8 protein-coding genes are annotated in these 13,613 nt (G+C 63.4%); all 8 read right to left on the reverse strand.

The annotated features are described in order from the left end of the window. Positions 1-15: 15 nt before the first annotated feature. Positions 16-1,860, reverse strand: coding sequence for an exodeoxyribonuclease V subunit alpha (gene recD, locus VZP09_RS16260; RefSeq protein WP_023317253.1), 1,845 nt, complete (start codon positions 1,858-1,860; stop codon positions 16-18). Next, entirely contained in the window at positions 1,857-5,393 is a 3,537-nt protein-coding gene (gene recB, locus VZP09_RS16265; protein WP_004211883.1) for an exodeoxyribonuclease V subunit beta, read from the reverse strand. The genes recD and recB overlap by 4 nt, the downstream gene beginning before the upstream one ends. Further along, a complete protein-coding gene (gene ptrA, locus VZP09_RS16270) occupies positions 5,390-8,275 on the reverse strand; it encodes a pitrilysin (RefSeq protein WP_004181181.1) in 2,886 nt (961 codons plus the stop codon). The genes recB and ptrA overlap by 4 nt, the downstream gene beginning before the upstream one ends. 120 nt (positions 8,276-8,395) lie before the next feature. Beyond that, positions 8,396-11,773, reverse strand: a complete 3,378-nt coding sequence (gene recC / locus VZP09_RS16275) for an exodeoxyribonuclease V subunit gamma (RefSeq protein WP_004211885.1) — start codon at positions 11,771-11,773, stop codon at positions 8,396-8,398. A gap of 12 nt (positions 11,774-11,785) precedes the next feature. Continuing rightward, complete coding sequence (locus VZP09_RS16280) at positions 11,786-12,109, reverse strand: prepilin-type N-terminal cleavage/methylation domain-containing protein (RefSeq protein WP_002915888.1); 324 nt, start codon at positions 12,107-12,109, stop codon at positions 11,786-11,788. After that, positions 12,094-12,501 (reverse strand): DUF2509 family protein, encoded by a 408-nt coding sequence (locus VZP09_RS16285; protein WP_004181182.1) that lies wholly within the window; start codon positions 12,499-12,501, stop codon positions 12,094-12,096. The genes VZP09_RS16280 and VZP09_RS16285 overlap by 16 nt, the downstream gene beginning before the upstream one ends. Further along, positions 12,498-13,055: a prepilin peptidase-dependent protein gene (locus VZP09_RS16290; protein WP_016947373.1), complete on the reverse strand. Its 558-nt coding sequence runs from the start codon at positions 13,053-13,055 to the stop codon at positions 12,498-12,500. Before VZP09_RS16290 ends, VZP09_RS16285 begins: the two co-directional genes overlap by 4 nt. Beyond that, positions 13,052-13,603, reverse strand: coding sequence for a prepilin peptidase-dependent protein (locus VZP09_RS16295; protein ID WP_002915932.1), 552 nt, complete (start codon positions 13,601-13,603; stop codon positions 13,052-13,054). The genes VZP09_RS16290 and VZP09_RS16295 overlap by 4 nt, the downstream gene beginning before the upstream one ends. Positions 13,604-13,613 lie beyond the last annotated feature (10 nt).

The following is a 13,613-nucleotide window of genomic DNA, read 5'->3' on the forward strand; positions in this document are numbered from 1 at the left end:
CCCGGACCCGGCGTCTCAGGGGGCTTCGCGCCCGGCGAAAATCTCCGCCAGGCCGCTGCGCCGTTCGGTGCGCGTCACAATGGCCTGGGAGAGCACCTGCTCGTCGGCATAGAGCGACAACCGCCGTTTCGCGCGGGTGATCGCCGTGTAGACCAGTTCGCGGGTCACCAGCGGGACGCTGCGCGCCGGCAGGATCAGCGCCGCGTGTTCGAACTCCGAGCCCTGCGATTTATGCACGGTCATCGCCCAGGCGGTATCATGCTCCGGCAGACGGCTCGGCTGCACCGACTTGATGGCGCCGTCGGGCATCAGGAACCACACCCGCAGCTCGCCGTTGCGCTCCAGGGCGATGCCGATATCGCCGTTAAACAGCCCCAGCGCGCTGTCGTTGCGCGATATCATGATCGGTCGGCCATCATACCAGCGAGAGTGGCGCGGCAGGGCGATCGCCCGCTGTCGGTTGAGCCGCTGCTCCAGCCGCTCATTGACGCCGCTCACGCCGTACGGCCCCTCGCGCAGCGCGCACAGCAGCTGGAATTCGCTGAAAGCGGCCAGCATGGCCTGCGGTTCGGCCCGCTCGCGGCGCAGCTGCAGGTAGCGCTCATAGCCCTGCTGAGCCGCGCCGAGCATGGCTTCGTACTCTTCGGTCGTGCTGAGGGGATGAAGCGCGATATCGTCAAACGGCTGGCCCAGCGTGGCCTTCACCTCCGCGCGCGCGCCAGCGTTCACCGCCCGCGCCAGGCTCCCGATGCCGGAGTGACTACCGAAGCGATAGCTCTTTTGCAGCAGGCACAAACTGTCTCTCAGCGCGCCCGCGATAGCCCCCTCGCCCGCCGGCACCGGCGAACCGGTCAGCCGGGTCAGCTCCTGCGCCCGCGCGGCGGTATAGCCCGAACTCGCCCAGGCGCAGATATCCCCCAGCACCGCCCCCGCTTCTACGGAGGCCAGCTGGTCGCGATCGCCGAGGAAAATCACCCGCCCGTGGGCCGGCAGCGCGTCGATAAGCCGCGACATCATCGGCAGGTCGATCATCGAGGCTTCATCCACCACCAGCACGTCCAGATGCAGCGGGTTGCCGGCGTGATAGCGCATCCGCTGGCTGCCTGGCTGGGCGCCCAGCAGACGATGCAGCGTGCTGGCCTCGGTGGGAATCAACGCTTTCTGCGCGTCGGTCAGCGGCAATTTTCTCAGCGCCGCGCCCAGCGATTCGGTCAGACGCGCCGCCGCTTTCCCGGTTGGCGCCGCCAGGCGAATACGACAGCGCGGGCTGTCTTCGATCTGGATCAGCGCCGCCAGAAGCTTCGCCACGGTGGTGGTCTTCCCGGTCCCGGGACCGCCGGAGATCACTGAGATGCGGCGGGTCAGCGCCACCGCCGCGGCCACTTTTTGCCAGTCGGTTTCGCCGGTGGCAGGGAACAGGGCATTCAGGGTTGACGCCAGCCGGGCCTCATCCATCTCCAGCACCCGGTTGGCTTCATTGAAGAAGCGGGCGACGGTCAGCTCGTTGCGCCACATCCGGTTGAGATAGAGCCGGTCGCCGCACAAAATCATCGGCGCCGGAGCATCGCCGCAGCTCACCGCCGACGACGCGAGCAGCAGTGCGGGCCAGTCCTCCGGCGCGCCGGCTTCGGCCAGCAGCCGATCGCGGATCTCCCCCGCTTTACCGCTCAGCGCCTCGTCGCCGCTCAACCGCGAGAGCGGCAGACAGACGTGCCCCTCGCCGGCATCCCGGCTCAGCAAGGCCGCCGCCAGCTTGACCGCCGGCGGGTCGTTTTGCGCCACCATCAGGGCAAACTGGACGTCCAGCGGCCGCAGCAGACGCTGCTCCACCGCCGCCAGCAGTAGTTGTTCGAAAGTCATGAGGCCTCCTCCTGAGTTTCTCCGGCAAAAAGCTGATCCAGACCGTCAATCAGCGGTCGCACCGGCCGGGTGGTGAAGATCCCCTGCCCCCCCTCCTGCCCGTCCATGCCGCGCAGGAAAAGATAAATCACGCCGCCGAAGTGGCGGTCATAGTCATAATCGGCCAGCCGGTGGCGCAGATAGCGGTGCAGCGCCAGGCTATACAGCTGATACTGTAGATCGTAGCGGTGGGCACGCATCGCCTGCTCCATCGCCGGCCGGGTGTAGGCCTCGCGATCTTCCCCCAGCCAGTTGGATTTGTAATCCAGCAGGTAATAACGGCCTTCGTGACGGAAGACCAGATCGATAAAGCCCTTCAGCATGCCGCGCACCTGGCGGAAATCCAGCGGCGGCGTGTCGGCAGAGAGGGGATCGTACTGGCGGATAAGCGCGTCAAGGCGCTCCGCCGTCAGCAGCTGGGCGATGGGCAGGTAAAATGCCATCTCCACCTGTTTATCCCGCGCCGCAAGCTGATTGAGCGCGATATCCGGCCCCGGCAGGCGGGTCTTCAGCACGCCCCCCAGCCAGTCGGTCAGCACCGGCGCCCACTGCGCGTCAAACCCGCTCAGCTGCAGCTTCTCCGCCATCCACCCTTCCGGCACCGGCTGGGTGAAGTCCAGCTCCTCAAACAGGCTGTGCAGGAAGGTCCCCGGCGCGGCGCCGCGCGGGAACTGGTGCGGAGTCAGCTGCGGCTCTTCCACGACTTCGCCGACGCCGGCGGCATCAACATCCAGACGCGGCAGCAAATCCTGCCCGCCGCTGAAACCATGCTGCTGCAGTCCGGAGTAACTGGTCACCCGCCAGTCGTCGGCGATGCGGCGCTGCAGCTCGCGCGCCGACAATCGCGGGATGGTCGCCGCGGGCGCCTGCCACGGGGTGAGATCCAGTTCGCCCGGTCTCTGTAATGCAATATCGCCATGACAGAAGTCCGCCAGCCGCGCAGCCAGCCCGGCGGCGTCCATGGCTTCGCCCGCCTGCAGCAGCCGTCCCAGCGCGCTGAGGTGGAAATCGCTGTTGCCAGATTTCCGGCTGCTGAGCGGCGCCACGCCGAGGCTGCAGTGCCAGACCGCGCGGGTCAGGGCCACGTACAGCAGGCGCAGATCTTCCGCCAGTCGTTCCGCCTCCGCCAGCTCGAGGCTGGCCTCATCCTGGCCCAGATCCAGCACCGCCGCGAACGTCTCGCGATCGTGGTAAAACGCCTGGTCCTGTTTACGAAACCGGGCGATAAACGGCAGCCAGACCAGGGGGTATTCCAGCCCTTTTGACTTGTGAATGGTGACAATTTGCACCAGGTGCTTATCGCTTTCGAGACGCATCTGCTGGCTGGCGGCGTTGCTGTCCGGCTCGGCGATATGCTGCGCCAGCCAGCGCACCAGGGCATGCTCGCTTTCCAGCTGGCTGGCCGCCTCCTGCAGCAGTTCGCTGATGTGCAGAATGTCGGTTAAACGCCGCTCGCCACCGCGGGTCGCCAGGAGATTCTCGGCGATATGTCGGGCCGTCATCAGCGCCCGCAGCATCGGCATCACCCCGCGCTGCCGCCAAATCTGGCGGTATTCGCTGAACTCTTCCACCAGCGCGTCCCACGCCTGCTCGTCCTGGTTCAGGTTTTCAATATCCAGCGCGGTCAGGCCAAACATCGACGTCGCCAGCGCGCTGCGCAGGGTATTTTCCCGCTCCGGGGCCAGCACCGCCTGCAGCAGCCAGAGCAGCTCCTGGGCCTCAAGCGTCTCAAAAACGCTGTCGCGGTTAGAGAGGTAGACTGAGGGAATGCCCAGCGTCTGCAGCGCTTCACGCACCTGCGCCGCCTCCAGCCGGTTGCGCACCAGCACGGTAATATCCGAAGCCTGTACCGGGCGCGAGGTTTCCCCGCGCCACAGCAGCGCGCGCCCCTGCTGACCGGCGCTCAGCCAGTCGCGGATCTGCGTGGCGCAGAGCTGCGCCATAAAGGTCTGATAATCGCCAGACCCGACAGTGTCGCCGGGCATCAGCCAGACGTTCATCGCCGGTACGTCCGCCGCGTCAACGGTAAAGCGCAGCCCCTTGTTCTTCGCCGCCGCCTTCACCGGCAGGAACGGGATCTCGTGGAACATGAAGGGGTTATCGCTGAGGCTGAACAGCCGATTGACGCTGCCCACCATGCCCGGCGAGGAGCGCCAGTTGGTATCGAGGGTGTAGTGCGCGGCAACGTCGCCGCGCGCTTTCATATAGGTAAAGATATCGGCGCCGCGAAAGGCGTAGATGGCCTGCTTCGGATCGCCGATCAGCAGCAGAGCCGTCTCCGGCTGCCGGCGCCAGATGCGGCGAAAAATCCGGTACTGCTGAGGGTCGGTGTCCTGAAATTCATCGATCATCGCCACCGGAAAACGCTGGCGAATGGCGCTGGCCAGCGTCTCGCCGCTGTCGCCGCGCAGCGCCTCGTCAAGCCGGCTGAGCATATCGTCAAACCCCAGCTCGCCGCGGCGGCGCTTTTCGCGGGCGACCGCATCGCGGATCTCGACCATCGCTCTCGCCAGCACCAGATCGGTGAGCGTCAGCGAGGAGGCCAGCAACGACTCTACGGCGCTAAACAGGGGATGCACCGGCGGTTCGCCACCGGCTTTGGTGCGCTCGAGCAGAAACGACTGGGCAAATTTCTCCAGCGCGTCGGGCAGTTGGTAGCTTAACGTCTCTTCCTGCGCCCAGGCGTTCACTTTCTCCATCCACTTGCCCTGGTTGCCGCGATTAAACTTCCGCCGGTCAAGGCCGGAATTTTCCAGCACGCCTTCGATCTCGCCCACCTGCTCGCGCCACTGCTGCTTGAGCGAGTCAATGCGGGCGATGATCTGCTGATGGCGTTCGGCCAGCGTCTCGTTAGGGGCTGGCGGCGACTTAAGTTGCGGCGCTTCGCCCTGCAGCCAGCGGTCAAGGGACTTCAGCAGATCGCGCGGCCCTTTCCAGACGTCGTGGATCACCGCCGCGATATCGCGGGTCAGGGGATAGCAGTGGCGGCGCCAGAAATCGGCGCAGGCCTGATAGCGCAGGCGGGATTCATCCTCGATCAGCTGTTGCTCGAACAGCATGCCCGACTCGAAGGCGTTAAGGCTCAGCATCCGTTGGCAAAAGCCGTGGATGGTGAATACCGCCGCCTCGTCCATCTGCCGTTCAGCCAGCAGCAGCGTCTTCGCGGCGTCGTCTTTATCGGCGATCTCCGCCAACAACGCGCTGTAGAGCGGATTGTCGGATTCGCCGCGCAGGCAGGCGATGCGCAGTTCGTGGATGTTGCTGCGGATACGGCCGCGCAGCTCTTCGGTCGCCGCCTCGGTAAAGGTCACCACCAGCAGTTCTTCAACGCTGATGGCGCGGGGATAGGCGGCCTCACCGCCCAGCCCCAACAGCAGCCGCAGATACAGCGCGGCGATGGTAAAGGTTTTTCCGGTGCCCGCAGAGGCTTCTATCAGGCGCTCGCCGATCAGGGGCAAGCGCAGGGGATCCAAAGACTCAGCGGTGTCGGTCATTCATTCTCTCGCATCAGGGGTAAGGATTGCTGCAATGCGCTGACGTTTTCCCACACTTTGCCGCCTTTCGGCTGGGCATAGTCCGCTTTGCCATTCTGGCTACCGGAAATCTGGGACAAGATCGTCATGCCCTGCGGATCCACCACCGTCTGATGGAAGAAGTCGGCAAGTTTTTGCGGCGTCAGCAGTTTAATCTGAGCCACTACTTTATCACGTGAATCAAAACGCATATTACCGCGATCGAAATCTTTGCTCAGTTTCGAGGCTTCATCGCCCAGCGTCTGCGGCGCCTGCAGCATCTGGCTTATCACCGCCTGCTGGAGCTGAGCAAACTCTTCCGGCTTCATCGCCCGCAGCTTCGCCTCCGCGGTGGGGAAGAAGGCCTGGAACCGCTGCCAGAGGAAGGCCGGCTGCTTATCGCTACTCTGCAGCAGGAAGCCCATGCCCCACTGTCGCCCCACGTTCATCGGGAAGGCAAAGACCGCGTAGCCGAGCTGCTCTTCGGTACGCAGCTGGTTGTAGAACCACGGCTGAATAATCTGTCCCAGCAGGGTGCTGGCGGCGGTGCTGCTGAACTCATCCACATTGGGCGGCGCGAACACCGCGGCCAGCGCGGAGTCGGTGCTGTTGCCCGCTTTGTTGAAGATCGCCAGCTGCTGCCGGTTCACCACCACGTCTTTATTACGGCACCATTCGTTGCCGTCGGCGCCCAGCTGCTGCTGGATCTGGCGGGCCAGGGTCGTGGCGGCATCGGCGGTCATATTGCCGATCACCATCAGTTCAGGACGCCCCCTGGTTTTCAGGTTGGCGCGGTAGTCGAGCACCTCTTTAAGAGTGATGGAGGGCAGCAGCGCCCGGCGCACTTCGCGCTGGAAGTACGGCACCTGCGAGACCATCTGGATCGGCATTATCGCCTGATCGTAGGCTTTGCCTTTCTCGGCGGAATCCATCATCTGCGCATACCAGGATTTGGCCTGCTCCAGCTGCTCCTCGGTCGGCGTATAGCTGAAGTATCCCTGCAACAGATCGCTGAACAGCGCCGGAAGATGCTGGGTATAGCCGTTGGCATTGACCATTAATCCGTTATTAGCGCCGGTAGAGAACGAAATGCCGCCGACCGCCGCCTGGTTACTGAGCTGGTCGAGGGCGATGCCGGCGAGATAATCGTTGAGGGCAAACATCACCTGCCGGCGAGCGCTGTCCATCGCCTGGGGATTACGCAGCACCAGGGAGATGTCCGCCTTCGGCTCGCTGGCAAAATACTGGCTCGGGGCATACACCACCCGCAGCGTCGGTTCATCAAGGATCAGCTGCGGATGCGGCCAGGCTTTATCGCTTTTGATAAGGGTGAAGTCATCCGGAATATAGGGGTTGAGCGCCGGCAGCTGCAGCTGGATGGCCTGGGATTTGTGCTGCCAGTCAGCGAACGTCTGCTCGCTAATCTTATCCACCTGATACGGCGCATCGACAAAGTAGGCCGTCTTGTTATGCGGCTCCTGGGGGCTGATATACCAGATGCGGGCGTTCTGCGGGGTCATCATCGCCAGCCGGTCTTTGATCGCCTGCGGGTCGTACTGGTCGGCAATGTTGACTACGTCCAGCGCATGCTCGACCGGCACCCGGATCATGGTGTCCGCCAGCCATTCCACGTAGTCCATGTCGCGGTTGATCGACGGATAGCGGAAATCGAGCGCCAGCACATGCGCCAGTTCGTCGAAATAGCGTTTGTCGATGCCCTGAGTACGCAGGAGGTCGAGGTAGCTGAAAATGGCCGCCGTCACTTCATCGCGGTGCGCCAGGCCTTTGTCGGTGAGGGTGGCTGAGATCGCCAGTACGCCGCTGTTGCCGTTTACCACCGGATCGGAATCGGCACGGATACCTTCCGCCAGACCCTGTTTTTGCAACCAGTCAGAGAGCGTGCCCGGGCTGCGGTTGCCGATAAGATAGGTGACCAGCTCATCGGTTTTGCTGCGGAAGCGATCGCTGTTGTTGTCGATGCGAAACTCGACGCGCAGCACTTTACGCGGCATCGCCGGCACATAGTGAATAATGATGCCTTTTTGCGCATCCGTGACCACCGGGACGGTAATTTCCGGCCTGCTGATCTGACGATTCGGCACGCGGCCAAAGGTGTCCGCAGCCATGCGCGCCAGCGCCGGCAACGGCTTGTTGCTGTAGATCACCGCTTTCATCAGATTGGCGGAGTACCAGCTATCGCGGAAGGTGTGCAGCGCATCAAGCACCGGGCTGCCGGGCTTATCGCTGAGCGTCTCGAGGTTGCCACCCGAGAAGTGGGCCGCCGGGTGAGCCGGGTTGATGGTCTCCGCGCTGACCTGGGCCATGCGCATCCCGTCTCGCGTCCGGGCCATCGTCAGCTCGGCGTTGACCGCGTTACGTTCGCGGTCGGCATATTTTTTATCCAGCAGCGGCGCGGCGATGGCGTCGGCCAGGCGATCTACGGCCCCGTCCAGCGCATCATTTTCCACTTCAAGATAAAACGCGGTGCGGTAGGGCGCGGTACTGGCGTTATGGCTGCCGCCGTGCAGCTTAAGAAACTCTGCAAGGCTGTCAGGCTGGGGATATTTTTGCGACCCCATCAGCGTCATATGTTCCAGAAAATGCGCCAGCCCCTGATGATCTGCCGGATCCTGCAGGGATCCCACCGGCACCACCAGCGCCGACAGCGATTTCACCGCCTGCGGATCGGAAACCAGCAGCACGACCATGTCGTTATCAAGGCGGATCGCCTGATACTGACGCGTATCTTTTTCGCTTTTGCGGATCGTCTCCTGAATCGGCTGCCATCCGGTGTCGGCCTGACTAAACGGCGCCCAGAGGGCGGCCAGCACAACAAAAACCTTGAACCATAAACTGCGGGGCATTCACGAACCTCATCATTAACAAACTTGCGCTGCACAGCGTGCAGCCTTTTATGTCCATCAGTCCGTGATACGTTGCGCATATTAAATGAACCGCCATTCAGTGCGCAATTTTTATACTATTTAAATTTGTGTGGACCGATGGTAACGATATAGCGGTAACAGATAACGCTGCGTCTGGGCAATGATTTCTTCGTAATGCGCCGGCTCCAGCGAACGCCACAGGCGTTGATACCAGATATCGGCGCCCTCCCCGCTGACCACCATGTTCCCTTCGTAGGTCTGCAGGAATTTGCTCCGCGCTTTCTGCTGCGTCTCTTCGTCCATTAAGATGACATCCTTTTCGGCGTCGTAACAGGCTTTCAGCCAGGCGCCACCGCTTTCCGGCAGCAGCAGCAGCGGCTGCGACATCCCCAGCAAATAGCCATCCACCAGCTCGTTAAGGTACGCCTGCGCCTCGGCGGGCGCCAGCGCCGGAAAGCGCCACTCTCCCTCTTTCCGCACAAACAGCCGGCTCTCGCCGGTGCCGCCGCTGGCGCAGTAGACAAGGTGTTCCAGCCAAAGTTGCATCCCCTGGGAGACGCTCAGCAGCGAAGGCCGCCAGCGCAGCAGACCGTCCGGCTGCACCTGCTGCAGCCAGCCGGTCAGGTTCACGCCGCCGCACTGCAGATCGATCTCCATGCTCTGCGCCTGCTGGCGCTCGGCCATCACCCGCTCGGCCAGCGCCTGCATCTCCAGGCGCTGCGTCTCCCAGACCAGCTCGCCAAAGGCGCCATACGGCAGCTCGCCGGCGGCGCGAAAGCGGCGGAACATAGCCGAGACGTCCTGCTCCTCAATAAGCGTATTGAGCAGTTGCTGATTCAGTTGATAACGGCTCAGCCCTTCAAGAGTGAACGGCTCGTCGTCTGGAATATCGTCCTCTTCGGCGCGGAAATTGACCCGCAAACGCTGCTGAAAGAACGCGCGTACCGGGTGCTGCCAGAAGCGCAGGAGCTGATCGAACGGCAGGCTGTCAATCGGCGGCGCGGTGAGCGGCTGTATAAAATCGCTATGCGCCTCTCCCTGCTGGCCGGCGGCCGCCAGCCATTCACGAGCGTAGCTCTTGTTCTCGTCTTCCTGGAAATTGGCAACGTCGAACGGCATGCGCGTATGCAGATGGGTGATGTGGGCTTTAACCCGCGCTTCGCTGGCGTCGCAGTCAAGCTCTTCGTCACCGGCGAGACAGTGACTCTGGCCGATATAATCCACCAGCTCCTGCACCAGCACCGAAGGAAAACGCTCGCTGTTGTCCTGGATCGAACGGCCGATATAGCTGATATACAGCGTCTGCTCGGCGGACATCAGCGCTTCGAGGAACAGATAGCGGTCATCATCGCGCCGGCTGCGGTCGCCGCGCTGCGGCTTCTGGCTCATTAAATCAAAGCCCAGCGGCGGTAGCGTGCGCGGATAAACCCCGTCATTCATCCCCAGCAGGCACACCACCTTAAAGGGGATCGAACGCATCGGCATCAGGGTACAGATATTGACCGGGCCGGCAAGAAAGCGCTGGCTGATCCGCTGCTGATCGAGGCGCTGGGCCAGCTCATCGCGCAGCAGCGTCAGCGGCACCTGCTCGCCATACTGCGCCTCCAGACCGCTATCAATAACCGCCAGCCACTGCTGCTCAATCAGCGCCAGCGCCGCTTCGGTCTCGCTGTCCGGCAGGAAAAAGTCATTCAGCAGATCGCGACAGACCGGCAGCCACTCCGCCAGCGGCCGCTGCTGGGCCAGGCCGCGTCGCCACAGATTAAGCTGCATCAGCAGCGACGCGAGGTTGCCCACCAGCTCGGCGATCAAACCGCTGGATTCGTCATACGGCAGCACCGACTGCCATTCTCCCTCGCGGCTGTCCATCGCGTAGCCCAACAGCATGCGGGTGAGGCCGAACCGCCAGGTATGCTGCCCGGTCGCCGGCAGATCCAGCTCACGGACGTTGTCGTCATCCATTCCCCAGCGGACGCCGGACTCGTTCACCCACTGGCGCAGGTAGCGCAGCCCTTCTTCCGTGATATTAAAGCGCGCCGCCAGCACCGGGACGTCCAGCAGCGCCAGCACATCTTCACTGGCGAAGCGGCTGTCCGGCAGCGAGAGCAGCGTGATAAACGCCTGCAGCACCGGGTGCGACTCTCGGGCGCGACGGTCGGAGATCGCCCACGGCAGCCAGCGATCGCCGCTGGCTGCGCCAAACACCGCCTGTATATAGGGGCTGTAGCTGTCGATATCCGCCACCATGACGATGATATCCCGCGGCGTGAGCGTCGGATCCGCCTCCAGCATCGCCAGTAGCCTATCGTGCAGAACCTCCACTTCGCGCTGCGGACTGTGGCAGACGTGAATGCTCAGACTGCGGTCATCCAGCGCCAGCGGACGTTTGTCGCGACTGTGGGCGAATGCCTCTGCGCTCTGCCCGGCCACCGCCGCGTTGCGCAGTTCGAGGATATCCGATTGCAGGTTATGCAACAGGTTATCGGGGGCGATGTCGACAAAAGCGTCCAGTTCCTCATAGCGCTCCAGCCCTGCCAGCAGGTAGATATAGTCGCGCCCCAGTTTGCCCCAGGAGGCGAGCAACGGGTTGCCGACATCCTGTTCCCCGGCGTCATTAAACAACCCCGGCGCCTGCTCGGTGTCGCGAAACAGAGGTAGCGCGCGCGCCTCGCGGTGATGGCGCCGCTGGCGCGACAGCAGCTTCGCCAGGAACGCCGGATCCTTAATGTCTCCCCAGTAGTAGCGGCAGGGGTTGGTAAACAAGACATAGACATCGACATGCTTACCCAGCGCCTGCAGCGCCTGAAGATAGACCGGCGGCAGCGCGGAAATCCCGCAGATGAAGACGCGCGACGGCAGCCCGGCGGGCGGTTCGTCCGCTTTTTCCAGGGTACTGATAAAGCGCTGGTAGAGATTGGCGCGGTGCCACTGCGGCTGCCCCAGCTCGGCGGTATAGCTCACCAGCGCCTGCCACAGCGGCGCCTGCCACTGCTGGGCATCGCCGAGACCTTCCACCCGCTGGCCGGCCTCCCAGCGCATCAGCCACTCCGGGCGATAGACGAGGTACTGGTCATAGAGGTCCGCCACCCGGGCGGCCAGCTGAAACAGCTTGCGCTTGTCGCCGTCATCACTCAGATACTGGCGCAGCAGGATAAAATCGTCTTCCTCCAGGTGCTGCGGCAGGAGGGTCATCAGCTTCCAGCTCATGCTCTGCTTGCTGAAGGCGCTTTCGCCCGGAATATCTTTCAGGACGCGCACGAACATATCCCAGATAAAGCTCGCCGGCAGCGGGAACTCGATATTGGCGGCAATCCCGAAGCGCGCGGCCAGGGTCATCTGCAGCCACTGCGCCATGCCGGTACTCTGCACCAGCACCATTTCGGCCTGAAAAGGGTCATCCAGCCGCTGGCGCTCGACGATAAACTCCATCAACGCCTCGAGAACATCCAGCCGGTTTGAGTGGTATACCCTTAACATAATTGCTCCTGACTACTGGCTGACCGGGCAATGCAGCCGGGTCATCTGCACCCGCTTTGCAACGGGTCTACTGATCGTTACCGTGATGCTGACACATCTTTGCCTCGATGTCTGCATACGGCTTACCTGCCCGCGTGCCGGCGACGGCGGCGCGGAGAGCTGACTATAGCGCCACGCGTCGCGCCACAGTTGACGGGTCTGGTTCAACTGGACAATTCCTTGCGCCATTCCGCGCTGATAGCCGCCCAGCGCGGTGACCGTCAGCACCATCAGCGCCATCGCCAGCACGGTCTCCGGCAGGCTAAACCCCCGCTGACGCTTCAGGGCATTTGACATAAGCTCGCCTCTCTGAGCGGGCAAAAATCGCTCCAGCCGTGGGCGGAAAAACGCACCTGCCCGCCGCGCACCTCGCCGGACTGCCAGACCTGCACCTCGCCGCTGGCGCTGCTGAGCACCAGTGAACCGTCGCCGAAGATACGCAGACAGGCGCGCCAGCCCTGCGGCGCCTGCTCCCGGCAGGCCAGCGCCACCTGCGCCGACCAGACCTGCTGTTTTCCCCACTGCAGCGCGGAATGGGCTATCGCCGTATCGCGGATCGCCTGCGTTTCGCTGGCGGTTTGCGCCAGCAGCGCCCGCTGCTGCAGGTTAAGCCCCTCGAGTAACAGGCTGCCGAGGGTCAGCAACAGGAGCACCATCAGCAGCGACGACATTCCACGCTGGCGGATCACAGGTTATACCCCGTCACCCGCTGCTCAACCTCGCTCGTCAGGCCCGTCTGTTGCGCGGAGCGCGCCGCCAGCGTCACGCTCAGCTCCGGCGCGAAGCCCGGGGTGACCTGACGTTGTACCGAGAAGCGCGTCACCACGATGGCGGCCGGGTTGGTGATTTTCTCCCACCCGCCGCCGCGGCAGTCGCTGGCCCCGCGCAGGGTCTCCAGCGCGCCGTCGCGCAGGCGAAAGCCGGTGCTCTCCGCCGCTGCCGCGGGGGAGGTTTCCCATCTCCCGTTGCTGTTCGCATCCCAGCGCACAATCAGACACTCGCCGCCAGCGGCTAGCTCCAGCCCGGCTCCGCCGCACGATCCCCGGCAGTACCCGGCGCGCTGAAGATGTTTTCCCACGGCATGCACGCGCTGCCACAGCTCGTTCTCCAGGGCCAGCTGTTCGCCCTGGCGCAGAATATGACGCTGCAGGGCAGGCAGAAAGCGGCAGGCCCCCATCAGCAGCAGCGAGCCGATGGCCATGGCGATAAGCGCCTCCGCCAGGGAAAATCCGCGGCGGCTCACTGACACCCTCCTGCGCTGTCGCTGCGGCATAAACGAATCCGCCCCCAGTGTGAGATCACAATGCTCCAGCTGCCGGCCGCGCTCTGCAGCCGCAGATTCCCCGCCCAGGCGGTGCTGCGCAGACCATAAAACCCCAGACCAGGCGTAACGCCAGCCAGCGTGATCCCCGGCCAGCGCGGGCGCAGCGTGAAGGATGTCCCCGAGGCGCAGTCAGGCCCCTCCCCCTCCGCGCTCAGGCACCAGCCCACTTCGTCCTGGCCGACGCGAAGCACGCGGTCCCGGTTGTAGGCGTTGGCGTCATCGCGCAGAAAGAGCAGAAAATCCCGCACCTGGACGGCGGTTTGCCACAGTCGTTGCTGCTGCTGCCAGCGCTGCCAGCCGTACAGGCCGCCGACGCTGAGGATCATCATCAGTGTCAGCGTTACCAGGGTTTCCATCAGGGTGTAGCCATGTTCTCTGTTCATGGCGTCGAGTATGCCGCGGCGATTGGCCCTGGCGCGACGACGGAAAATAGCTTTCCCGGCCAGATACGCAAAAAAGCTTTGCATACTCGACAGA

Source organism: Klebsiella sp. EMBS2024, assembly GCF_036233805.1.
In the GTDB taxonomy this organism is placed as follows: domain Bacteria; phylum Pseudomonadota; class Gammaproteobacteria; order Enterobacterales; family Enterobacteriaceae; genus Klebsiella; species Klebsiella pneumoniae.

Bases quoted from the DNA above. Each gene is read 5' to 3' on its own strand.
- VZP09_RS16280 (WP_002915888.1), bottom strand. From the start codon at position 12,109: ATGTCAAATGCCCTGAAGCGTCAGCGGGGGTTTAGCCTGCCGGAGACC.
- recD (WP_023317253.1), bottom strand. From the start codon at position 1,860: ATGACTTTCGAACAACTACTGCTGGCGGCGGTGGAGCAGCGTCTGCTG.
- recC (WP_004211885.1), bottom strand. From the start codon at position 11,773: ATGTTAAGGGTATACCACTCAAACCGGCTGGATGTTCTCGAGGCGTTG.
- VZP09_RS16295 (WP_002915932.1), bottom strand. From the start codon at position 13,603: ATGCAAAGCTTTTTTGCGTATCTGGCCGGGAAAGCTATTTTCCGTCGT.
- ptrA (WP_004181181.1), bottom strand. From the start codon at position 8,275: ATGCCCCGCAGTTTATGGTTCAAGGTTTTTGTTGTGCTGGCCGCCCTC.
- recB (WP_004211883.1), bottom strand. From the start codon at position 5,393: ATGACCGACACCGCTGAGTCTTTGGATCCCCTGCGCTTGCCCCTGATC.